We start from the raw sequence: 22,499 nt of genomic DNA on the forward strand, positions 1-22,499 counted from the left end.
GAGGCGGGGCCTTATGGTATGCGGGATGGCGACCTGCTTGGCCTGTTTATTATGGCTGGGTAAAGGTTATGGAAATTGAGGTCTGTCACAATTTATCGCGATAAACGTGCTGCCGGGTGATGTTTATTAACTGCGTATTATGAAATATGAATATTTATTATTTTTCGGGATTGTGTTTTTTGTTGTGGGGTTTATTAGTTCAGATAGTGTGAATGAGAATAATACAAAAGCATGATTTTTTAGCTTTATAAATGGCCGATCCGAAAATAGCGCTACGACACAGGTACTATTTTCTGCAGGACATATTATCCTGCGGGGGAGGGCTTCGCCTGGATCTCAATGGCAATGGCGATCCGATCGTCCACCACCAGCGCAAAGCGATCCATTTTATAGGCCGACCGGGAGATGGCGGTGGTGGCATGCAGGGCGATCGTTTCTCCCGTCAGACGATCGAGCCGGGCATCGAGGATCACCGGACGGCTGAGATCCCGGACGGTGAGCGTACCGAAAGCGCGGTAGTGATCCGGGCCGAGCTTCACCACCCGGGTGCTGGAAAAGGTGATGGTCGGGTAGCGGGCGGCGTCAAAAAACATATCGCTTTTCAGCTGCCAGGTGAGCAGGTTATTGGAGGCCTGTAGCGTCGCCACCGGAACGGTGACGTTGATGCGGTCATCAAATTCATTTTCCGGGTTCAGCGTGACCGTTCCCGTTACCCCCTTCAGATGCGCCCACGACGGTATACCGCCAAAGGCGCGCCACGACAGCTTGATCGCGGTTTTGTCCGTGTCGATGGTATGGGCGACCGGCACGGCAAAAAGCGGCGGGCAAACGAGCGTGACCACCAGCAGGAGAAGAAGGCGCAGCATAAGGTCTCCCTTTCACAGAGCGCAGGTTTATTCGATGTAAGGCCCTGCGTGAGATAAGCGTAGAAAGACGAAAGCGCGTCGGCAAGGAGGCCGATCAAATCGTGCTACAGTGAGCGATTAAAATAGGATCTGAAAGGATTTTGCGATGGATTTTGTTGATAGCTTAAAACTGAAATATCCGGGTGCCCGGGCATGGGCTTTCGGGGACAGTCCTGAGATGGCCAACGAACTTGCGGATCTGGTCGTCAAAGGGGTGAAGACCGCCTCCTGCTGCTCGCTGGCCTCCTTTAATGCCGATGATTCCGCCTCCTTGCCCGGGAGTTACCATATTATTCTTAACTGCCAGGACGCGCCGGTCTGCGTCATCAGAATGGTTTCTCTGCGCCTGATGCGCTTCTCTGAGGTTACGGAAGCCTTTGCCCGCCGGGAAGGGGAAGGGGATTTGAGTCTGGACTACTGGCGCGAGGAGCATAAGGCGTTTTTCACCCGGGAAGGGGTTTATGCGGATGATATGGAGCTGGTGGCTGAGGAATTTGTGGTGGTTGAGGTGCTGTGAGGGATTGCAACACCGGGTGGCGGCTACGCCTTACCCGGCCTACGAACAGTAGGCCCGGCAAGCGAAGCGCCGCCGGGCAGAAAGGCCGCACCGCGGTGACAACACCGGCATGTGACCTTATCAAATCTCTTTAAACGCCAGCTCCAGACGGGCCATCAGCGGTTTGAACAGGTAGCTCAGGAAGGTGCGCTCCCCGGTTTTGATGGTCACGCTGGCGGGCATCCCGGCTTTAATCTTGTGATCGCGCAGCAAACGCACCCCCTCGGGGGAGACCTGCACTTCGGCCAGGTAATAGGGCTGCTGGGTCACTTTGTCGGTCAGACGATCTGCCGAGACGGTGAGCACCCGGGCAGGGACCGACGGTAGCAGGGCGTGGTTCAGGGCCGGGAACATCACGTCCACGGTCAGCCCCGGGGCCATTTTATCGATGGCCTGCACCGGAATTTTGGCGTCGATTTGCAGCGGCTGTCCGGCGGCCACGATATCCATCAGGTGTTCTCCGGGCTGGATCACCCCGCCCACGGTGCTGACTTTGACATCCAGCACAATGCCGTCGATGGGCGAGCGGATCACGGTGTTATCCAGCTCGTGGCGGGTCGACTGTAACTCATCCTCCAGCATCGCCACCTCTTTTTGCTTATCCGTTAACTCGGACTCCACCTCCCGCTGGTACTGGTGCTGCACCTGGTACGCTTTGATCCGCAGTTCGTTCTGCTGCGACTTGAGTTTGGCGATGTTGAGAATATCCTCCGAGACGGTGCTGGAGATCTCCGCCGCCTCACGCTCCAGCACCATCAGCTGGGCTTTGGGATAGTAGTTCTTCTCGCTCAGCGCCCGGATGGCCCCCAGCTCTCTGTTGATTAGCGTGAACTGATGCTCGCGGTAGCCTTTAATCTTATTGAGGTTCTCCGTCTGCCCGACCAGCCCGTCGAGAGACTCGTCGATCATCGACAGCTCATCCTGAATATTTTTCCGCCGGGTCTCAAAGAGTTTGGCCTGGAGCTGCTGGCTCTCCGCCAGGCGTTTATTGTTGGCGAAGTTTTTGAGCAGGGTTTCGCTGAAGGTGATGGTCTCTGCGCCGTTTCGCTCTGCCAGCAGCCGGTCTTCGCTGGTTTTGGCGGAGATATACTGGGCACTTAACGCGCTGTAGCGCATATCCAGCTGCAGGGTGTCGAGGCGCATTAACACCTGGTTCTTTTTCACCGCTTCCCCTTCCTTCATAAAGATATCGGTCACCCGGCCGCCGCTTAAGTGCTGGATGGTTTTGCGGTTGCTAGAGACCGTCACCGTGCCGTCGGCCACCACCCCGGCATCCAGCGGCGCTTTCACTGCCCAGAGTAAAAACCCGCCGACGGCAATGAGGATCACCGCCAGGCCGCGAATCAACGGCGGCCAGATATTGATATCGACGAGGTCGGCGTCTGGTATCTCAGGGCCTTTATTCTTCTTGTTCATGATAATGCCTCACGTGGGGATGGTTGGGTTTCAACCGCGGCCTGGCTCACGGCTGCGGGTGCGACGGGGACCGATTTCAGCATGTTGGCCTGGCGCAGGTTGGCAAACACCTGCTCCCGCGGGCCGAAGGCCTGAACGGCACCTTCATTAATCAGCAGCACTTTATTCACTACCCCCAGCAGGGTCGGACGATGGGAGATCAGCACCACCGTCTGCCCCTGAGCGCGCAGGGCATTGATCGCCTTGATCAGGGCCATCTCTCCGGCGTCGTCGAGGTTGGCGTTGGGCTCATCAAGGACGATAAAGGCGGGGTTGTTGTACACCGCCCGCGCCAGGCCGATGCGCTGACGCTGCCCGCCGGAGAGCTGATGGCCGCTGGCGCCAAGCGGGGTGTCGTAGCCCTGCGGCAGCCGCAATATCATCTCGTGAACCCCGGCCAGTTGCGCCGCGGCCACGATAAGCTCGCTGTTGGCCTCGCCAAAGCGGGCGATGTTCTGGGCGATACTGCCGTCAAACAGCTCCACGTCCTGCGGCAGATAGCCCATCGACGGGCCGAGCAGGGTTTTATCCCACTGGCAGATGTCGGCGCCATCCAGCCGCACTTTACCGGCCATGGGCTGCCACACCCCCACCAGCAGCTTCGCCAGCGAGCTCTTGCCGGAGGCGGAAGGGCCGATGATCCCCAGCACTTCGCCCTGTTCGAGCTGGAACGAGACGTTGCGCAGGGTGGCGACTTTCTGTCCCGGAGGGGCGGCAAACACTGCTTCGACGCTGATGACGCCTTTCGGGGTCGGCAGGGTGAGGATCGCTTTTGGCGCCGGGTACTCTTCCAGCAGGCGGGTGAGCTGCTGCCAGCTGCTGCGGAACTGCACGAACTGCTTCCAGCTGCCGATGATCTGCTCCACCGGACTCAGCACGCGTCCGAGGATGATCGAGGCGGCAATCATCAGCCCGGGGGTGATTTCACCGGCGATCACCAGCAGGGCACCGGCTCCCAGCGACACGGACTGTAGCAGCACGCGGACAAACCGGCTCAGGCTGCTGTAGACTGCCGATTTATCGGCAATGTGGGTCTGGATCACCATCACTTTGGTATGGCCTTCCAGCCAGTGCTTTTTCAGGGTGGCGAGCATCCCCATCGCTTCGATGGTGTCGGAGTTCTGCAGCTGCTTGTTAAGGATGATGGAATTGCTGACGCTCAGCATCTGCGCCTGTTGAATCGGCGTTTTGGTGGAGAGCTCCGTGAGCAGCGTCAGGCAGAGTAAAATCAGGATCCCGCCGAGGGACAAATAACCCAGCAGGGGATGGACCAGGAACGCCACTAATAAATAGAAGGGCGTCCAGGGAATATCGAGCAGGGCAAACAGACTGTTGCCGGAGAGGATCTGGCGGATCTGCGCCAGCTCGTTCAGCGCCTGCGCCGGGTTATTATCGCCCGTCGCAATTTTGCGCTTAAAGGCGGCATTAAAGACCAGCTGATTTAACTTCACGTCGAGACGGTTGCCCAGCCGGGTCATCACGCTGGAACGGGCGAACTCAATCATTCCGATGACGGTATATAACCCGATAATCAGTAACGTGAGCATCAGCAGGGTGGTGGTGTTCTGGCTGGCCAGAACCCGGTCGTACACCTGTAGCATATAAATTGCCGGCACCAGCATAAGCATATTTATCACGCTGCCAAAAAACAGCAGGGTAATAAATGCAGGCCTGGTCCCCTTGAGGGCTTTTTTCAGTTCTGTTGACTTATACTGGCGCGGCATAGGGTGCTCCTTATTAAATCAATGAGGTCTGTCTGCTATTTATTGACGTCGTGAGTTAACTGAACTGGAAATCAGTTCCTGTTATTGAGCTCACCGCCGTATTCAGTAAGGTGATTCGTTCACCACTCGCGAAGCTCAGAACCGTCGACGTCCCATTGGCCGTTACCGAGATGCTGTTAAGGTAATTGCCCGCAGTAAGACCCCTGCCTGCCAGGTTAATGACGTCCTGGCCCCCGGCCGCGTTACTGTCGAAATCGGTAATGATGTCCTGCCCGAAAGAGGCGCCGAAGATAAAGACATCGTTGCCGCCTGCGCCGGTGAGGGTGTCATTTCCGCCCGCGCCGTTCAGCCGATCCACGCCCGTACCGCCGGTGATAGTGTTCGCCAGGGCGTTACCGGTCCCGGTGAAGCCACCGTTGCCGGTAAAGGTCAACACTTCGACGTCCTGGCTCAGGGTAAAGGTGTTGAGACTGACCCGGACGGTATCGGTCCCGCCGTTGACCCCTTCCACCACCGTATCGCCCGCGTTATCCACGGTATAGAGATCGTTTCCGAGTCCGCCGGTCATGGCGTCGGCACCCTGGCCGCCGTCAAGGCTGTCGTTACCGTTCCCACCGATCAGGGTGTCGTTCCCGGCCAGACCGAACAGGGTATCGTCGCCATCCATCCCGTTCAGGGTGTCGTTCCCTCTGCCGCCGGTCATGGTGTTGGCCAGCGCGTTGCCGGTACCGTTGAAGTTGCCTGTTCCGGTATAGGTCAGGTTTTCAAGGTTATCGGCCATCACGTAGCTGGCGGCGGTGACCTCGACCAGATCGGTCCCGGCGTTGGCCCCCTCCGTGATAACGTCGCCTGCGTTATCCACGTGATAGGTGTCGTTGCCGACGCCGCCCGCCATCTGGTCAGCACCCTCGCCGCCGTCCAGATCGTCATTGCCCGTCCCGCCGATCAGCACGTCGTCCCCCGCCAGGCCGAGTAGGGTATCGTTACCCGCGCCGCCGTCGATGTAGTCACTGCCGGATGTGCCGAACAGGGTGTTGGCCCCGTTGTTACCGGTCAGCAGATTACCGACCAGCTGGGTCGGGGCTGAGGTCAGGGTCACCGACGGGTTGCCCTCATCGTCGGTCACGGTGACGATCACCCGCAGCTGCCGCTCTACCGTCGCCTGGGTCGGAATAAAGGTGGCCGCCGTGGCCCCGGCAATGTTGATGAAGCCCAGACCGGCACTCATCTGCCACTGGTAACGGAAGTTGTTGCCGTTGGTCAGGCCATCGCCATCGGTAATGCCCGAGACGTCAGCCGTCAGGGCCAGGGTGCGGGTCGGCGTCAGGTCGCTGACCACCGGCACGCCGCGAGTCGGTTGATCCCGTGGTCCTACCGTGCCAGTGATCGCCGACACCAGGGATTCGGCATCGCCCATCCGGTCGGTGAAGCTGGCGGTCACCCGCAGCTGCGACCCAAAGAGGTTATTGCCCACCCGGAACTCGGTGCCGGTGGCCTGGTCGAGCCACTGGCCGCCAATCAGCGCCTGCCAGGTGTAGGTGATCGGCAGGTTGTCCGCCAGGCCGTTGCCATCCGCCAGGTTAGCGGTGCTGACCCGCAGCAGATCGCCCACCCCAGGCGCCTTATTGCTGATATTGACGTCGCCGGTGGCCTTTTGCGCCGTCACCCACAGCTGGGTGTTGTCGCCAAACTCCAGTTTTTCGATGTTCAGCAGGCGGTCGGTGCCGTCACCTAAAGGCAGGTTGGCGGAGACGGTGGCGTGGTTGACCGTCAGGCTGCCGTCGGCGTTGCGGGTAAAGTTGTAGTTACCGTTAACGTCGCGGTAGAGCGCAACGTCGGTTTCGCCATTGTTACCGTCATTGAGGATCTCACGCACGATGTGCAGCTGCCCCGGGTTGATCACGCGGTTCAGCATGTCGGCGTTGAGTTCTTTCATGCTGTCGACGCTCTTGATGACCCCGCCCTGTGCGTCACGCACTTCGATCCGCACGTTCAGCCAGGCGTCGCCATCGATGATGTCATTCCCCGCTTTACCCATGATGCGGTCGCTGCCGCCGCCGCCGAGAATAATGTCCGCGCCGTTGTCCGGGTTCAGCACCACGCCATCCACGGCGCCGTTGATCAGATTGCTGCCGACCACCTTATCGAGGCCGTTGATCCGCGCCACCCCTTCCAGGGTGAGGTTGTTGGAGAGCGGCGTTCCCTGAACCGGGGCGGTACCAAGCGGCTGATCGGTGCCGGTGAGCACGTCATCAAATTTCCAGCCCGACAGCCCTTCTACCAGGTCGAAGCGGTCCCGCAGGATAAACTCCTGCTGGTTAACGAAGATCGGAATGCCGAGGTCAGAGTTGGCGCCGACAACGTCGCCCTTATGGATTGCCCAGTCGAAGCCCGCCATCCCGTTATTACGCTGGATGCCCGCCCCCTGGACCATGATGTCATCGCCCGCTTCGCCGTCGTAGTCAGTGTCGTTCCCCTGACCGTTCAGCACGTCGTGACCGACAATGGTACTGTTGAAGAACAGTTCGGAGTTTTCACCCGTCAGGGAGTCAAAGCCGTCGCCGCCTTCAAGCCAGTCATCACCTTCGTTCCCCAGCAGCGCGTCGGCACCGGAGCCACCCATGATGAAGTCATTGCCCAGACCGCCAAACACCTCCTGCGCATCCTCGCCCACCATAATAAAGTCCTGGCCGCTGCCGCCGAAGCTCAGGTCGTTACCGTTGCCGGAGAAGATGACGTCGTTTCCGGCATCGCCGTGCAGGAAGTCCGCTCCGCCAACCGGCGTACCGGTGTCGGTGATGATGTCGTCCCCGTCGCCGCCGTGCACGGTATCGGCTTCATCGCCGCCGTCGAGACGGTCGTTGCCGCCGTCGCCCCACAGGCTGTCGATCCCTTTACCGCCGATTAAGGTGTCGTTACCGGCAGAGCCCCCCAGTACTACGTGCCCGTCGCCGATGTATTTCAGGTAAGCGCCATCCGCCTTGCCATCGCCGTCAACGTCCGCCCCGGCCGCTTTGCGTACCACCAGCGGGGTGAGCAGGTCTTTCAGCGCATTACCCCATTTAGGATCGGCGCCAATCTGTACCCCGGTGTTCACTTCCAGAATATGATCCGGGGTCATGAACAGTTTCGCATGCACGTGAGAGGAGCCTTCATTGCCGAGGTCGCTGTTACGCATCACCAGGGCGGCAAAGGAGTTGGCCTCCAGCTGGGTCAGCATGTTCAGGCCCTGGGTACGGCTCAGGTAGTAGAAGCGGTCCCCGTCCTGCAGCATCTCCATCTGCGTCTCAAAGACGAAGTTGAAGGTGGATCCGAGCATGCCGCCGAACTCATTTTTCCGCTCTGCCAGGCCGCCAATCCAGAAGTCGACCATGTTCAGGCCCGTTTCTTTGTTAGCCCATGCGCCCGTGCTGTTGAAGAAGTCAAACGCATCGGCGCGCCGTGGATCGTTGGCATCACCAAACAGCAGGAAATCTACCGCTGCGCGTTTACCTTCGATGGTCTGTGCATCCAGGATCAACTGATGCTGTCCGTAGGCGGCCATAAAGTTGAGGATCGAGGCGGTATTTTTCAGGTAAACAGCAAAGTCAGCCCAGCTCTCGTAGGGTTTCAATTCGCTGTTGCCCGTCAGTTCGAAGAACTGCGCACGGGCCTGATTGAGGGTGGGCATAAAGGTGTCGCGGCCGCGGGCGATGTTAAGTGCGCCGAGATCCAGCGGCAGACCGACCAGGTTATTGCGCAGGGCACCGGTCAGGAACTCATCGATTTCGTTGCCCACCTGACGGGTCATCCCGCGCACAATCGCGCCGATAGCGGCATGACTTTCCATCGAGCCGTCGTTATCGAAGGCCAGTGGGTTAAGGAAGGCCTGAATAAGCCCCAGGTCGTCACTTGCCATATCCATGCCGATACGATCGACGCTCTCGGTGAGCATCGAGTGGCCGAAGCGGTAGACCACGTGGGCGAACTCGGCGAAGATCGCCGGGTTGATGTCGGCGGTGTTCGAGAAGACAAAGGGGTCGACCGCCGGCTGGACGGCGCGGGCAAACTCTTCAAATACCAGGTGCTGGTATTCCATCTCGGTCGTGAAGCGACCGGCCTGGAACAGGTATTCGCCGTTCCACACCAGGGTGCTGGTATCCGCCGGGATCTCGGTGATCTGGTGGTTCGGCATCAGCCACTGGTTGATCACGCTGATATCGCCGGAGCCCAGAATGGTGGCTTTGTACTGCTCCACCAGACGGTTATGTTCGTCGTGGAACACCGAGTGCACCGCGGTTAAGCCGATGTTCTCGTTGCCGCGGCCGTCACCGGTAATGAAGTGGCGATCGAGCAGTTCGTTGTCGTAGGTGCCAGCTTCCGGTGCGCCGCCAATCACATCGTTGGCATCGGCCAGCAGGACGCCGTTGGCGTCAACTTTCGGCACGGCGGTGTGGGCGATGTCATCGAGGAAGGCATGGCCGGTACGCAGGGTGTCAGAAGGCAGCAAGCCGCCGTTGGCCTCAACCAGCCCGTGGAGGGTGACAATCTGCACCTTGCCGTTGGCGCTTAACATCAGGTTGCCGTAGCGGTCGGTCGCCAGCAGCGGCACGTTGAAAATATCCGCATCGGTCAGCTGAATGCCGAGGAACTGCAGGGCATGAGCTTTGACCTCCCCCCAGGTGGCGATCCCGTGCGCGCCATCCAGCAGATTACCGGTGGGCTCAGGCTTGCCATCAATGATGGTGAATTCGCGCAGGAAGATCTGGTGCGACGGATGGGAGGTGTAGGTCTGGTTCTGATCGATCCACGGGGTGGTGGTGTTCACCGTATTATGGGTGGCATCCACTTTAGCCCGGGTGAGGATCATGAAGTTCGTCGGGGAGCCCTCTTTGTACAGCGGATCGTCAGGCATCAGCGGAATAAACACGATCCCGTTGCCCTCTTTGGGGATCAGATCCAGACCGTGGTCAAAGAACTGGCCGAAGAAGGTCATCCAGCCGTTGAAGGCGGGCGATAACCCGACATCCGGGGAGAGGTTAGGGATGGACAGACTGCCGTTCTCGCTGGTGCCGCCCCCGGGGGCGTCTTTGAGTCCTTCCGCCGCATCCACTGCCGCCGGGTTATTGGCGGTCTGGTCGGAAATAATATTACTGATGGTGCGCGAGTCGGAATCGGTCACCACGCCGTTAGGGCCGGAGGTACTCAGATATTTAGCCAGCTCTGGATTGTTCTGAATGGCTTCCAGATCCAGCGGCACCAGCCTTGGCATGGTCTGGTCGGCAGAGCCGTACATCTCCTGACCCGGTAACAGGTTGTTCCAGGAGCCGTCCACGGTACGTATGCCGTACGGGAGCAGCGGGTCACCTACCGCGTCACGCAGCGCGTCGCCGTTGACGGTGCCATCGGCATTCGTGGCGGATTCGGAGATCTTGATCTGCTTGAGAATAAATTCGAGGTCATGCAGCGTGACAGTAAAATCATATTGTTCGGCCATAATTAATTACCTCAATCTTGAATCGCTATCATCATTGCTTTTCGCTGTTTAAAAATTATGCGAAAAGAACGTGCCGGGTCGTGCGGGATTAATCCGGGGTCGGTGATTGCATTAATGCGCTCCGTGTTAAGTCGTTAATGACAGTGCCCTTTCTCCGTTATTACCGGGGTTGCAGGGGTAAATTTTGGGTAAGTTTATTTATCCCTCCTGTGGAGAGATAAATAAAATCACTGACGGACTCGACGCTTCGAATGTGCAAACACATTCAAAAGGTTAGGGCCACAGACATGACAAGGTTTTAGCGGGGCTTAACGAATGTTTAAAAGTGTTATCACATGTTACTGTCTCGCTATTGAGATAACTATGAAGGGTCTTTATCTTCCCACAATAATACTTTTTTATGAGCGCTCAGAGGCGCGGTTATTATTTTTTCTACGCCATTTTTGTAGAGTTGTACAAATTGAATGATGCTGTCTATATTTTCGAAATTATTTTCCCGGCTATTTCCGTGAAATGTTAAAGTTATTTAGCAGGCGAATTTATTTTTTTAAATTCCTGGGGCGATAACAACAATATTACCCTGCGAAGGAATATTTGAACGGTTGGTCAAATTTAATAATAGCCAGTGAATATCAGTGAATATTTCATCGTTTCTGTAATTGATAATTATTCAGGGTGTATTGCTTCCGTTCACCTATCACCTGGCAGGAAGGCCTGTGTTATGATAAAGAACTCTTTAACTCAACTTCTTACGATGTAACGTCTATGACTTTGTCCCGCGAAAAACAGGCAGAAACCTCCCCGGAAACCATTGGGCGTGCATTACGCCGTCGTCCGCTGGCGCGCAAGAAATTGTCCGAGATGGTGGAAGAAGAGCTGGAGCAGATGATCCGTCGCCGGGAGTTCGCCGAAGGGGAGCAGCTTCCTTCCGAGCGTGAGCTGATGGCCTTTTTTAACGTGGGTCGGCCCTCGGTCCGCGAAGCGCTGGCCGCGTTAAAACGCAAAGGGCTGGTGCAGATCCAGAACGGCGAGCGCGCCCGCATTTCGCGGCCGTCTGCGGATACCATCATCAGCGAGCTTTCCGGCATGGCGAAGGATTTTCTGGCCCATCCGGGCGGAATTGCCCACTTCGAGCAGCTGCGCCTGTTCTTTGAATCCAGCCTGGTGCGCCATGCCGCCCAGCATGCCAGCGAGGCGCAGATCGCCCTGCTGGAAAAAGCGCTGGAGCTGAACAGCCAGTCGCTGGATGACAACGCGCTCTTTATCCGCTCTGACGTCGAGTTTCACCGCGTGCTGGCGGAGATCCCCAATAACCCTATCTTTATGGCCATCCACGTGGCCCTGATCGACTGGCTGATCGCCGCCCGTCCTGCGGTGCCTGAGCAGGCGCTGCGCGAGCATAATAACACTAGCTATCAGCAACATATCGCCATTTTTAAGGCGATCCGCAGCCAGGATCCCGATGCGGCTGAACAGGCCCTGCAGGCGCACCTCACCAGCGTTTTCGCCACCTGGCACGCCTTCGATCAGAACAAGAAGCCTCGCAAGTAGTCCCCACGATCGTTTAGTGAACTGGATCGCGTTCTGCGCATTTCGATGATCTTTGTTTCGGTCTTACTGGTATAACAGGTATAAAGGTCTACAGTCATAACATCATCACCACACACTCGAGGTTTGTATGTCAGTTACGCTGAAAGGGGTTATGCCCGCGCTTCTTACACCGTTTAATGACCAGCAGCAGCTGGATACCCAAAGCCTGCGCCAGCTGGTGCGGTTCAATATTGCCCAGGGGATGGACGGTCTCTACGTCGGGGGTTCCACCGGCGAAGCCTTTGTGCAGAGCATTGCGGAACGTCAGGAGGTGCTTGAAATCGTGGCCGAAGAGGCGAAAGGGAAAATTACCCTGATTGCTCACGTCGGCACCGTCAGCACCCATGAAAGCCAGCAGCTCGCCCAGGCCGCCAGCCGTTTTGGCTATGACGCCGTCTCTGCCGTGACGCCGTTCTACTATCCGTTCAGCTTTGAAGAGCACTGCGATCACTACCGCGGGATCGTTGATTCTGCTGAAGGGCTGCCAATGGTGGTGTACAACATTCCGGCCCTCAGCGGGGTGAAGCTCTCTCTGGATCAGATCAACACCCTGATCACTCTGCCGGGCGTGGGCGCCCTGAAGCAGACCTCCGGCGATCTTTTCCAGATGGAGCAGATCCGCCGGGCACACCCGGATCTGGTGCTCTACAACGGTTACGATGAGATCTTCGCATCCGGCCTGCTGGCGGGGGCAGACGGCGGGATCGGCAGCACCTATAACATCATGGGCTGGCGTTATCAGGGGATCGTGAAAGCCCTGAAAGAGGGGGATATCGCCACCGCCCAGGCGCTGCAGACAAAATGTAATGAGGTTATCGACCTGCTGATCAAGGTCGGCGTGTTCCGCGGCCTGAAAACCGTTCTGCACTACATGGGCGTGATTGAGGTTCCGCTGTGCCGCAAGCCGTTTGCGCCGGTTGATGAAAAATATCTGCCCGCGCTGCGGACATTAGCGCAACAACTTCAACAAGAAAAAGAACAAGATTAAGACAACGCCTGATGCCGGGCCTGTCCGGCATCACTGAAGCTGTACCCTACAAAAACAGCGTATGGGTTTACCCATTGCGGAGACTGACATGAATACAATGACACAAAATGTCCCGTGGTATCGTTGCCTCAACCGTCAACAGTGGCGTGCCTTTTCTGCCGCCTGGGTTGGCTATGTTCTGGATGGTTTTGATTTTGTTCTGATCGCCCTCGTCCTCACCGATATAAAAACCGAATTCGGCCTGACCACCCTGCACGCCGCGAGCCTGATCTCCGCCGCCTTTATCTCCCGCTGGTTCGGCGGCCTGATGCTGGGCGCGATGGGGGACCGCTACGGTCGCCGCCTGGCGATGGTGAGCAGTATCGTCCTCTTCTCCGTGGGCACTCTGGCGTGCGGCCTGGCCCAGGGGTACACCACCATGTTCATTGCCCGTCTGGTGATCGGCATGGGGATGGCGGGGGAGTACGGCTCCAGCGCGACCTACGTGATCGAAAGCTGGCCAAAGCACCTGCGCAATAAAGCCAGCGGTTTTTTGATTTCTGGCTTCTCCGTCGGGGCGGTAGTGGCGGCCCAAGTTTACAGCCAGGTGGTGCCGGAGTGGGGCTGGCGGGCGCTGTTCTTCATCGGCATTCTGCCGATTATCTTTGCCCTGTGGCTGCGTAAAAACATCCCGGAAGCGGAAGACTGGAAGGAGAAACAGCAGAGCAAAACCCCGGTCAAAACCATGGTGGATATTCTTTATCGCGGCGAACATCGGGTCATTAATATCGCCATGACGCTGGTGGCGGCTGTCTCGCTGTGGTTCTGCTTCGCCGGCCAACTGGACAGCGCCGCCATTGTCGCCGTGCTCGGCCTGCTGTGCGCGGGGATCTTTATCAGCTTTATGGTGCAGAGCAACGGCAAACGCTGGCCGACCGGCGTCACCCTGATGGTGGTGGTGCTGTTTGCTTTCTTATACTCCTGGCCTATCCAGGCGCTGTTACCCACGTATCTGAAAACCGATCTGGCTTACGATCCCGCCACCGTCGCCCAGGTGCTGTTCTTCAGCGGCTTTGGATCTGCGGCAGGCTGCTGTGCCGGCGGCTTCCTCGGGGACTGGTTAGGCACGCGGAAAGCCTATGTCTGGAGCCTGCTGGCCTCGCAGCTGCTGATAATTCCGGTATTCACCATCGGCGGCAGCAGCGTCTGGGTGCTGGGCCTGCTGCTCTTCTTCCAGCAGATGTTCGGTCAGGGGATCTCCGGGATCCTGCCTAAACTGATCGGAGGCTATTTTGATACCGAGCAGCGCGCGGCCGGGCTCGGCTTTACCTACAACGTCGGCGCATTAGGTGGCGCGTTAGCCCCGGTGCTGGGGGCGTTTATTGCCCAGCGTCTGGATCTGGGTACCGCGCTCTGTTCGCTCTCGTTTGGCCTGACCTTTGTCGTCATCCTGCTGATTGGCTTTGATATGCCGTCCCGCGTGCAGCGCTGGCTCCATCCGGAGGCCCTGCGTACCCATGATGCTATCGACGGTAAACCTTTTAGCGGCGCTCTGATTGCTGGCGAAAGGGCCAGCCAGTTTGTCAAAAACAAAGGCTGAAGCTGAATTTCTTAATGGAGGTGTTATGTCATTCCTTGACGAGTTGGATGCAAAAGTGAAAGCCCAGGGCGGGCTGATTGTCTCCTGCCAGCCGGTGCCGGATAGCCCGCTGGATAAACCGGAGATTATCGCGGCGATGGCGCTGGCGGCCGAACAGGCGGGGGCCGTGGCGCTGCGCATCGAAGGGGTTGAGAACCTGCGTGCCGTACGCGCCGTGGTGACAATCCCGATTATCGGCATTGTGAAACGCGATCTGCCCGACTCCCCGGTGCGTATCACCCCCTGGCTGGAGGACGTGGATGCTTTAGCCGAAGCGGGGGCCAGCATCATCGCCTTTGACGGTACGCAACGCCCGCGCCCGGTACCCGTTGAGGCACTGCTGGCGCGCATTCAGCACCATCAGCTGATCGCCATGGCCGACTGCTCCTCGCAGGAAGAGGGGCTGTATTGTCACCAGCTGGGGACGCAGCTGATTGGCACCACGCTGTCGGGTTACACCTCAACGGAGACGCCTGATGAGCCGGATCTGGCTCTGGTGGCCTCGCTGAGTCAGGCCGGTTGTCGGGTGGTGGCCGAGGGGCGCTATAACTCGCCGGCCCTGGCGGCACAGGCCATCGGGCAGGGGGCATGGACCGTCACGGTCGGCTCGGCGATCACCCGGCTGGAGCATATCTGCCAGTGGTATCGGGATGCCTTACTGGGAGCGACAAAATGATCGTCCTGGCGATAGATATCGGCGGGACCAAGCTCGCCGCGGCGCTGGTGGACAGCGCCCTGCAAATTATCGCCCGCCGGGAGATCCCCACTCCCGCCAGCCAGACGCCGGATGCGCTGGAGGCCGCGCTGCGCGACCTGGTGACGCCGCTCTTTTCACGGGCGCAGCGCTTTGCCATCGCCTCGACCGGGATTATTCAAAACGGAGTATTAACCTCGATCAACCCGTCCAACCTCGGGGGGCTTTCGCACTTTCCTCTGGTGGACTATTTATCTGCCCTGACCGGGCTCCCCGGCGTGGCCTTAAACGATGCCCAGGCCGCGGCGCTGGCCGAGTATCAGCAGGTGCCGCGCGCCATCCGCGACATGGTGTTTATCACCGTCTCGACCGGGGTAGGGGGAGGCGTGATCCTTAACGGCAGGCTGGTGACCGGATCCGGTGGGCTGACCGGCCACTGCGGCCACACCCTGGCCGACCCGAACGGGCCGCGCTGCGGCTGCGGGCGAATCGGCTGCGTGGAGGCGATCGCCTCGGGGCGGGGGATCGCCGCGGCGGCGGAAGGAGAGTTGGCCGGGCTGGATGCAAAAGCCATTTTCGCTCACGCCACCCAGGGCCATGAACAGGCGGTAGCGCTGGTTGCGCGTTCCGCCAGAACGCTGGCGCGGTTAATTGCGGATCTGAAAGCCCTGACCGACTGCCAGCGGGTGGTGATTGGCGGCAGCATCGGCCTGGCCGACGGCTATCTCCCGCAGGTGCAACACTACCTGGCGCAGGAACCCTCTGCGTACCAGACCGAACTCTGTTCAGCCAGCCATAAGAGTAATGCCGGGCTGCTGGGCGCGGCATTATGGGCACAAGGAACTTTGTCATGATTGTGGGTGATATCAGGCAACTTCAGGCCGCAGGCCTGCCGGCGGCGTTTTGTCAGGCGATCGACCAGGCGCTGAGCGCCGGGATTGCGAATCTGGCACCGGGAAGCTATCCGCTGCAGGGGGATAAGGTGTTTGTCAACGTGATGGCGTTTGCGACGCAACGCGCGGAGGAGAAACGCGCCGAACTGCACCGCGGCTACATTGACATCCAGATCCTGCTGGAAGGGGAAGAGCATATTTATTACGGCCTGGCGGGGAGCGCCCGGGAGTGTGATGCGTGGCACGAGGAGGAAGATTATCAGCTCTGCCAGCACATAGAGAATGAACAATCCGTGACGTTAAAGCCGGGGATGTTTGCCGTCTTTATGCCGGGAGAGCCGCATAAACCCGGCTGCTATCGCACCCGATCGGGCATGGTCAAAAAAGCGGTGATTAAGGTGCATCGCAGCGTGGTGCTTTAAGCGCTGAAACACAAAGCCCGCCGGGGATACCGTGCGGGCTTGCTGGACGTTAATCCTCTTCGCGCTCTCTGATGGCGCGCTGGCGTTCGTAATACTCATCTTCGGCCGAAACGATCTCATCCAGCAGGGAATCCATATCCACATCATGAACGTCTTCGACAAACAGCCCGGTGAGCGGGGTTTCCGGGGTTAATTTCCCGTCTTCATAGAGCATCCAGATCTCTTTCCCGTAGCGCGTTTTCAACAGCTGCGGGGCGAACTGACCGTAATACTCGGTGATGTTATTCACATCGCGTTCGAACATGGACTGGGCATGGTTGTTCGCCGCGGCATCCACCGCTTGCGGCAGGTCGATAATGACCGGCCCCTGGGCATCAAGCAGCACGTTAAACTCTGACAGGTCACCGTGGACAATACCGGCGCACAGCATGCGCACGATGTTGCGGATCATGGTGTCGAAATCTTTTACGGCTTCTGCTTCAGTTAAGGACACATCGCTCAGGCGTGGCGCAACGGCGCCATCACCGTCCGTGACCAGCTCCATCAGCAGCACGCCGTCCAGACACATGTAGGGCTGCGGCACGCGTACCCCGGCGTTCGCCAGGCGGAATAACGCATCAACCTCTGCCGTGTGCCAGACTTCTTCTTGCTGTTTACGGCCAAATTTAGAGCCTTTTTGCATGGCGCGGGCATCACGCGTATTCCGCACCTTACGGCCTTCCTGATACTGCACGGCCTGCTTAAAGCTGCGCTGTGACGCTTCCTTGTACACTTTGGCACACTGGATTTGGTCCCCGCATAGCACGGTGTAAACGTCAGCTTCTTTGCCGCTTTTCAGGCGTTGAAGCACGTTGTCTATCAGGCCGTCATCGACCAGGGGCTGGAGTCTGTTTGGGATTTTCATGCGGCTTTTATAGCGCATTTTTGCCGCTTTTCGTATCAAAAAAGCAGGCAAATATCGTCTTCCAGAGGATTAACGTGTTGCCTGCCCCTCACAGCAGGCTTTGACCGCCTCATACAGTAACCTGACGCCTGTGGAGAGCTGTTGGCGGTGCGGGCAGATCATGTTCAGCGGCACGCTTTCGCCCTCATAGTCTTTCATTAAAACCCGCAGCCGACCGGCGCGGACATCCTCTGCGACATCCAGCCAGGATTTGTACGCGACCCCCGCTCCGGCGACCGCCAGGCGGCGGATCACCTCGGCATCATCACTCATCATGCTGCCGCTGACGTTCACGCTGTGCGTTTCGCCGTCGCGGAAAAAGGTCCAGCGATCGTGCAGGCGTCCGCGCAGGACAAAGGTGAGGGCGTTGACCCGGCTTAACGCCTCGGGATGCGGCAGATCGCCGTGGCGGGCGACCCACCCGGGCGATGCCACCAGCACGCGGCGGTTGTCGGGAGCGACGGGGAGGGCGATATAGGAGGCATCTTCCGGTGTGCCGTAGCGAAAGGCGATATCGACCGGATCCTTAAAAACATCCGCCACCTGGTCGGAGAAAAAAATGCGCAGCCGTAATGCGGGATAGCGTTCGTCGAACGCCTGAAACACCGGCAGCAGCAAATTGCGGCCTAAATCCGACGGGACGGCGATCTGCAGGGTGCCGGAGATCTCCTGTTCCGGGGCCTGGATTTTTTGCATCCCGGCGTACATGGCATCCAGCATCTGTCGCGCGTAGGGAAGCCAGGCCTCGCCCTCTGGCGTTAAGCGCAGGCTACGGGTGGAGCGCGCAAACAGCCGGATAGCCAGCGACGACTCCAGCCGTTTGATAGCGGCGCTGACCTGCGCTGGCTGGACGCCCGCCTCTCGTGCCGCATCGCTGAAGCTGCTCAGGGCAGCGACGCGTACGAACAGTATCAGATCCTCAAGCCGCACCATTTTCATCTCCCGAGTATAAGTCTTGTCTCTGCGAGGCTATTTTTCCCGTCACTGCTTCGCTTTACCATCAAATTATTGCGACACAGTGGATAAAACGCCGGAGAGATTATGAAAGCCATTGCTATTACCCGTTCTGCACCAGACAACATCGATTTCCTGCACGAGATTGAGCTGCCGCAGCCGACGGCAACAGGGCACGACCTGCTGATTGAAGTGAAAGCTATCTCCGTCAACCCGGTGGATACCAAGGTCCGCGCCGGGTTTAGCGGGGATACGCCGCGGGTTCTCGGCTGGGATGCGGTGGGGACTGTTACCGCCGTCGGTGAGGCGGTGACCCTTTTCTCGCCGGGTGACGAGGTCTGGTATGCCGGGGCGCTGGGCCGGGCGGGCAGTAACAGCGAGTATCAGCTGGTGGATGAGCGCATTGTGGCCCTGAAGCCAAAAACGCTGGACAACGCCGCCGCCGCCGCGATGCCGTTAACGGCGATCACCGCCTGGGAAATGCTTTTCGATCGGCTGGGCGTTCAGGAGCAGGGCAACGAAGGGGATACGCTGCTGATCGTCGGCGCCGCAGGCGGGGTGGGGTCGATCCTCGTTCAGCTGGCACGCAAGCTGACGAAAATGACCGTGATCGGCACGGCGTCGCGCCCGGAAAGCCAGCAGTGGGTACGAGAGGCGGGGGCGCATTATGTTATCGATCACAGCAAGCCGCTGTCGGAAGAGCTTGCTGCCCTGGGGATCAACGAGGTGACCCACGTCGCCAGCCTGAACCACACCGCCGCGCATTATGCGGAAATTATTAAGGCCCTGGCGCCGCAGGGCAAACTGGCGCTGATTGACGATCCCGAAACGTTGGATGCCCGTCCGCTGAAGGCGAAGAGCATCTCCCTGCACTGGGAGTTTATGTTCACCCGCTCGATGTTTGAAACCCGGGATATGATCGCTCAGCACCAGCTTTTGACCCGCGTTGCAACGCTGATTGATGAGCAGGTGATCGCTACCACGCTGGGTGAGCACTACGGGGCGATTACAACGGCGAATGTGCAGAAAGCTCATGCTCAACTTGAAACAGGGCGTGCGGTCGGGAAGATTGTGCTGGAAGGGTTCTGACGGGGCTAATGGCTTTCGCTGGATAAATTGAGGATACAAAAAAGCCCGCAGGCTTGCGCCGTGCGGGCTTTCAGGACTTCGCATCAGGCTCTGGTGACCATCTACAAAGAATTTTGGTGGCTGGCGTCCCTGTGTTTTATTTTACACTTATATGATTTTTATGGTTATTTTTGTATCGTTATTAATTAAGGGTTCATTAAAGGGTCCTAAAAAAGGCGTCATCACTGATTTTACTTATTCCAGAGCTAAAATCTTAGATACTGCACGTTTAGGAGTTGAACTCACGAAACATAGCCTTTCCTCTCCAGAGGCTATTTCCCGTATGCAAAATCTTACCTCCAACTAAGTCTTCTCAAAGTGCTAAACAAGGATTATAAAGAGGAATAGTACAGAATTAAATCATGAATAATTTAAATCATTGATAAATAACTATTTATTAAAAAAACTTAAATAGACCAGAAAAATAGCACTTTTTGCAAAAGTCCTCCTAAGCCTATGCTGGCTTGCTTTCAAAATACTCTTCATAAATCTGACTAAAAAAACACCACCCCTTGATCAATTCGTGCTTTTTGATAGTTGATCGCCATAAGCGATCTGAAGATACTGCATCCATCAAAACAACAATGGAGAAATGTATGACAGAAAGAAAAAGATTTATCCGTATGCCTGAAGTGTTGGAAAGAACCGGATTTTGTAAAGCTTGGATTTATCGATTGATTAGTCGTGGTCAATTCCCTGCACCTATAAAACTAGGTGATCGAGCAATCAGGTTCGTAGAAAGTGAAGTTGATGAGTGGATCGACCAAATGATTTACGCGTCACGTAATAAAGCAGCATGATAATATTTTTATAAATGAAGTTAGGAGGTCATATGTAATAAATATATAGGCCTGTGTTTGAATATAACGATCCCTTTAATAAAAATACATGAAAGTGTGGGGGGATATTTACTTAACGATTAAATAAGGAACCAAAAATGAAAAAAGAAAATAAATGTAATAGTCAGAACTCAGCAGAACTTACAGCATTGCTAGAATACTCTCGCTTTACCAAGAAAGTGCTTGCGAAGCCTGCTAATGAAGTATTCGATCTATTTACCGATAAATATTATATGGAAACAGTTTACGATGATATTATCGATAAAACGAAGAAGAGTATTGATCAAAGTCAGCATAGATACATAGATTTTGAAGAGGTTAGAATAAATATAATGTGCATGCATACAGAGGCCATTATGATTTGTTATATGTGAAAATAAAATAGCTCAAAATGGATTGTATAGCGTTTAGAGATTTTATATGAATAGTATTGATATCTTAAGCAAAAGGTCAGATATATTTCTGACCTTTATTAGGTTTTGCTATCATTAATCAATAATGATTTTGTGAAATATTTTATTTGTTTCTCTTGACTATTAAAATATAAGTCTTATAAAAAATAAAGATACAAAAAAAGCCAGATGATAAATCTGACTTTTTAAGGACTAAAAAAGTCAGCGAAAACTTTTTAAGTCTTGTAATCAGTTAGAGGATTAACGTGATTACAAATATAATAAAGTATTAAATAATATTTTCATATTTGTCAAATCTAAATCTGAGCTTTCTACAAGTCTTTTAAATATCACTTCCAGAAGCTTTAATGTCCTCGAAAGCAATCAAATTATAAACCTTTGTATCAGGTCTGCATATGTGGAGCAATTGAGCGCGAGTCGCTAATAAGAGATGTCCGTATGTTTTGTTGGTTGTAGGTATAGAAGGGGAAGCGACGTAATACCAACCCGAAGCGAAGTTCTAAACAGATAAGTGAAGTTGTATATGGAATAGCTATGAGAAAGCCCTACCTTTGTTGACAGCATAAATAGGGGATAACAATACATTAATCTGCATGAACGAATCTGGGGGTGTCGTAGGGTGTCCTACATTGGAAACGATGTAGAGCTTTAAGCCAGATCAACTTGGGTGAAGTCATATTTTTCATCTTGGTTTTCGCCAATCTTGATAGATTTTCAACAAAATAAGTTGAAAATTTCAGGAGGCGAAGCCTTGGATGAAGTCCCCTTTTCGGGGGCGAACACAAGGCAGTATATAACTCTCAGTAAGGCTGTTTTTATTTATAGCAAAGGTGCCTTGTTTTATGGCACCAATAAAATATAAAGTAGAACTAGATCTAAAAAAGATATAGGGCGAAGCCTAATAAAATAAAAAGAAAACCATATCTAAAAAATATAAGAAAAAAGTCTCGCGCCAGATATCCCGCCATAGAACTTTTCACGTCGTTATCCCTTCAAGATCCAAATCCTAAACAGAAAATGATCGGTATAAAAGATCGATATGTAAATATCGATATGTTTTATCAATCAAAAGGTGCTAAATCGATCGTTGTTAATTGTTTTAAACGATCGATTGTCATAGTGTGATAGTTTTAAACTATCATGGTGCATTTTTTCGATCGGTACAAACGATATGACTAGACATAAAAATAATTGAATTCTAAGGCGTTTACAGATCAATCGTAGGTCTGTGCTATTGGTGAAGGAAAAGTTATGCGCAAATTTATGTTAGTGGCAGGTCTTGCCGTCCTGCTGTCGGGTTGTGGCGATGATGGCATCTATGGCAGCTACGTTAATCAACAATACGGTGTCAGGCTTGATGTTCAGAAAGATGTGATCAAGTTCAGAAATGGCGTTTTTACTGTTAAAAGCTGGGATGAAAGCCAAAAGCCTGTTTATATCGCAAGAACTCAAAACAAAGATCTTGGTTCTTGGACTTTTAAAATAGAAAAAGTCAAAGGCGGTGTAGTTTACCAAGGTGCGGTTTTTAAGAAAGATTAGAGGATTAGGAAATGGAAAACAATATCATTCAATGTCCCTACTGTCTAAAAGAAAGTCAGAAAGGGGTTCACGTATGCACGGGATGTCAAGCAACTATATTATACGGTGCTCCTCCGGGTTGGTGTGTTTTTTTAGTTATACTTGGCACTTTTATAATGTCTATTTTGATCGGGCTGAGTGCAGGGATAGTTGCATTTAATATAAGTTTGTTTGTCATTGCAATTTTTGGATTTATTATTAGCAAGTTGGCTTTTTCTGAACGGATTTCTTTTAGACGAAGGATGTAAAACTGCCCTGTCTTTCAAGGTGATGGCTCGCAGTGCGAACCATCACCTATCTAAAGTTTATTTCCTTCATTGCGT

The 22,499-nt window shown here is 55.3% G+C and carries 18 protein-coding genes; 12 read left to right on the forward strand and 6 right to left on the reverse strand.

Going from position 1 to position 22,499, the window contains the following annotated elements:
* Positions 1 to 305 precede the first annotated feature (305 nt).
* Positions 306 to 866: a YceI family protein gene (locus LRS40_RS12465; RefSeq protein ID WP_231313817.1), complete on the reverse strand. Its 561-nt coding sequence runs from the start codon at positions 864 to 866 to the stop codon at positions 306 to 308.
* 145 nt (positions 867 to 1,011) lie between these two features.
* Here LRS40_RS12465 and LRS40_RS12470 point away from each other — a divergent pair, with 145 nt between their 5' ends.
* A complete protein-coding gene (locus LRS40_RS12470; protein ID WP_231313818.1) occupies positions 1,012 to 1,422 on the forward strand; it encodes an ASCH domain-containing protein in 411 nt (136 codons plus the stop codon).
* Positions 1,423 to 1,542: 120 nt separating this feature from the next.
* Here LRS40_RS12470 and LRS40_RS12475 read toward each other — a convergent pair whose 3' ends face one another.
* Genes LRS40_RS12475 through LRS40_RS12485 form a run of 3 tightly spaced genes read right to left on the reverse strand, consistent with a single transcriptional unit; the run spans position 1,543 to position 10,116 of the window.
* On the reverse strand, positions 1,543 to 2,877 hold the full coding sequence (locus LRS40_RS12475) for an HlyD family type I secretion periplasmic adaptor subunit (RefSeq protein WP_231313819.1): 1,335 nt from the start codon (positions 2,875 to 2,877) through the stop codon (positions 1,543 to 1,545).
* Positions 2,874 to 4,640 (reverse strand): type I secretion system permease/ATPase, encoded by a 1,767-nt coding sequence (locus tag LRS40_RS12480; RefSeq protein WP_231313820.1) that lies wholly within the window; start codon positions 4,638 to 4,640, stop codon positions 2,874 to 2,876. Before LRS40_RS12480 ends, LRS40_RS12475 begins: the two co-directional genes overlap by 4 nt.
* Positions 4,641 to 4,695: 55 nt before the next feature.
* Positions 4,696 to 10,116, reverse strand: coding sequence for a peroxidase family protein (locus tag LRS40_RS12485; protein WP_231313821.1), 5,421 nt, complete (start codon positions 10,114 to 10,116; stop codon positions 4,696 to 4,698).
* Between the two features lie 765 nt (positions 10,117 to 10,881).
* Here LRS40_RS12485 and nanR point away from each other — a divergent pair.
* The 6 genes from nanR (at position 10,882) to nanQ (ending at position 16,321) form a co-directional block, all read left to right on the forward strand.
* The gene (nanR, locus tag LRS40_RS12490; protein ID WP_231313822.1) at positions 10,882 to 11,667 is read left to right on the forward strand and encodes a transcriptional regulator NanR; all 786 of its coding nucleotides are present in this window, start codon (positions 10,882 to 10,884) and stop codon (positions 11,665 to 11,667) included.
* 127 nt (positions 11,668 to 11,794) lie between these two features.
* Entirely contained in the window at positions 11,795 to 12,694 is a 900-nt protein-coding gene (nanA, locus tag LRS40_RS12495) for an N-acetylneuraminate lyase (protein WP_231313823.1), read from the forward strand.
* Between the two features lie 88 nt (positions 12,695 to 12,782).
* Positions 12,783 to 14,273, forward strand: coding sequence for an MFS transporter (locus LRS40_RS12500; protein ID WP_231313824.1), 1,491 nt, complete (start codon positions 12,783 to 12,785; stop codon positions 14,271 to 14,273).
* Positions 14,274 to 14,298: 25 nt separating this feature from the next.
* Complete coding sequence (locus LRS40_RS12505; protein ID WP_231313825.1) at positions 14,299 to 14,988, forward strand: N-acetylmannosamine-6-phosphate 2-epimerase; 690 nt, start codon at positions 14,299 to 14,301, stop codon at positions 14,986 to 14,988.
* Positions 14,985 to 15,860 (forward strand): N-acetylmannosamine kinase, encoded by an 876-nt coding sequence (locus LRS40_RS12510; RefSeq protein WP_231313826.1) that lies wholly within the window; start codon positions 14,985 to 14,987, stop codon positions 15,858 to 15,860. The genes LRS40_RS12505 and LRS40_RS12510 overlap by 4 nt, the downstream gene beginning before the upstream one ends.
* The gene (gene nanQ, locus LRS40_RS12515; RefSeq protein WP_231313827.1) at positions 15,857 to 16,321 is read left to right on the forward strand and encodes an N-acetylneuraminate anomerase; all 465 of its coding nucleotides are present in this window, start codon (positions 15,857 to 15,859) and stop codon (positions 16,319 to 16,321) included. The genes LRS40_RS12510 and nanQ overlap by 4 nt, the downstream gene beginning before the upstream one ends.
* Positions 16,322 to 16,370: 49 nt before the next feature.
* On the opposite strand, the gene LRS40_RS12520 is transcribed toward nanQ, so the two are convergent.
* Positions 16,371 to 17,225 (reverse strand): PA4780 family RIO1-like protein kinase, encoded by an 855-nt coding sequence (locus LRS40_RS12520; RefSeq protein WP_231313828.1) that lies wholly within the window; start codon positions 17,223 to 17,225, stop codon positions 16,371 to 16,373.
* A gap of 69 nt (positions 17,226 to 17,294) precedes the next feature.
* Positions 17,295 to 18,197 (reverse strand): LysR family transcriptional regulator, encoded by a 903-nt coding sequence (locus tag LRS40_RS12525; RefSeq protein ID WP_231313829.1) that lies wholly within the window; start codon positions 18,195 to 18,197, stop codon positions 17,295 to 17,297.
* 108 nt (positions 18,198 to 18,305) lie between these two features.
* Here LRS40_RS12525 and LRS40_RS12530 point away from each other — a divergent pair, with 108 nt between their 5' ends.
* From LRS40_RS12530 to LRS40_RS12550, 5 genes are all read left to right on the forward strand, one after another.
* The gene (locus tag LRS40_RS12530) at positions 18,306 to 19,307 is read left to right on the forward strand and encodes a zinc-binding alcohol dehydrogenase family protein (protein ID WP_231313830.1); all 1,002 of its coding nucleotides are present in this window, start codon (positions 18,306 to 18,308) and stop codon (positions 19,305 to 19,307) included.
* 635 nt (positions 19,308 to 19,942) lie between these two features.
* A complete protein-coding gene (locus LRS40_RS12535; protein ID WP_044695395.1) occupies positions 19,943 to 20,146 on the forward strand; it encodes an AlpA family transcriptional regulator in 204 nt (67 codons plus the stop codon).
* 137 nt (positions 20,147 to 20,283) lie between these two features.
* Entirely contained in the window at positions 20,284 to 20,559 is a 276-nt protein-coding gene (locus LRS40_RS12540; protein ID WP_061155636.1) for a hypothetical protein, read from the forward strand.
* A 1,290-nt stretch (positions 20,560 to 21,849) separates the two neighbouring features.
* Positions 21,850 to 22,137, forward strand: a complete 288-nt coding sequence (locus tag LRS40_RS12545) for a hypothetical protein (RefSeq protein ID WP_219987726.1) — start codon at positions 21,850 to 21,852, stop codon at positions 22,135 to 22,137.
* An 11-nt stretch (positions 22,138 to 22,148) separates the two neighbouring features.
* The gene (locus tag LRS40_RS12550) at positions 22,149 to 22,424 is read left to right on the forward strand and encodes a hypothetical protein (protein ID WP_071839117.1); all 276 of its coding nucleotides are present in this window, start codon (positions 22,149 to 22,151) and stop codon (positions 22,422 to 22,424) included.
* Positions 22,425 to 22,499: the final 75 nt, after the last annotated feature.

The organism is Leclercia sp. G3L (assembly GCF_021117075.1).
Lineage (GTDB): Bacteria > Pseudomonadota > Gammaproteobacteria > Enterobacterales > Enterobacteriaceae > Enterobacter > Enterobacter adecarboxylatus_C.

What these genes read in the sequence shown, in the direction of transcription:
- LRS40_RS12545 (WP_219987726.1), top strand. Translation starts at nt 21,850, where the DNA reads ATGCGCAAATTTATGTTAGTGGCAGGTCTTGCCGTCCTGCTGTCGGGT.
- LRS40_RS12550 (WP_071839117.1), top strand. Translation starts at nt 22,149, where the DNA reads ATGGAAAACAATATCATTCAATGTCCCTACTGTCTAAAAGAAAGTCAG.
- LRS40_RS12475 (WP_231313819.1), bottom strand. Translation starts at nt 2,877, where the DNA reads ATGAACAAGAAGAATAAAGGCCCTGAGATACCAGACGCCGACCTCGTC.
- LRS40_RS12510 (WP_231313826.1), top strand. Translation starts at nt 14,985, where the DNA reads ATGATCGTCCTGGCGATAGATATCGGCGGGACCAAGCTCGCCGCGGCG.
- LRS40_RS12480 (WP_231313820.1), bottom strand. Translation starts at nt 4,640, where the DNA reads ATGCCGCGCCAGTATAAGTCAACAGAACTGAAAAAAGCCCTCAAGGGG.
- nanQ (WP_231313827.1), top strand. Translation starts at nt 15,857, where the DNA reads ATGATTGTGGGTGATATCAGGCAACTTCAGGCCGCAGGCCTGCCGGCG.
- LRS40_RS12540 (WP_061155636.1), top strand. Translation starts at nt 20,284, where the DNA reads ATGAAAAAAGAAAATAAATGTAATAGTCAGAACTCAGCAGAACTTACA.
- nanA (WP_231313823.1), top strand. Translation starts at nt 11,795, where the DNA reads ATGTCAGTTACGCTGAAAGGGGTTATGCCCGCGCTTCTTACACCGTTT.
- LRS40_RS12500 (WP_231313824.1), top strand. Translation starts at nt 12,783, where the DNA reads ATGAATACAATGACACAAAATGTCCCGTGGTATCGTTGCCTCAACCGT.
- LRS40_RS12535 (WP_044695395.1), top strand. Translation starts at nt 19,943, where the DNA reads ATGACAGAAAGAAAAAGATTTATCCGTATGCCTGAAGTGTTGGAAAGA.
- LRS40_RS12525 (WP_231313829.1), bottom strand. Translation starts at nt 18,197, where the DNA reads ATGGTGCGGCTTGAGGATCTGATACTGTTCGTACGCGTCGCTGCCCTG.
- LRS40_RS12520 (WP_231313828.1), bottom strand. Translation starts at nt 17,225, where the DNA reads ATGAAAATCCCAAACAGACTCCAGCCCCTGGTCGATGACGGCCTGATA.
- LRS40_RS12470 (WP_231313818.1), top strand. Translation starts at nt 1,012, where the DNA reads ATGGATTTTGTTGATAGCTTAAAACTGAAATATCCGGGTGCCCGGGCA.
- LRS40_RS12485 (WP_231313821.1), bottom strand. Translation starts at nt 10,116, where the DNA reads ATGGCCGAACAATATGATTTTACTGTCACGCTGCATGACCTCGAATTT.
- LRS40_RS12505 (WP_231313825.1), top strand. Translation starts at nt 14,299, where the DNA reads ATGTCATTCCTTGACGAGTTGGATGCAAAAGTGAAAGCCCAGGGCGGG.
- nanR (WP_231313822.1), top strand. Translation starts at nt 10,882, where the DNA reads ATGACTTTGTCCCGCGAAAAACAGGCAGAAACCTCCCCGGAAACCATT.
- LRS40_RS12465 (WP_231313817.1), bottom strand. Translation starts at nt 866, where the DNA reads ATGCTGCGCCTTCTTCTCCTGCTGGTGGTCACGCTCGTTTGCCCGCCG.
- LRS40_RS12530 (WP_231313830.1), top strand. Translation starts at nt 18,306, where the DNA reads ATGAAAGCCATTGCTATTACCCGTTCTGCACCAGACAACATCGATTTC.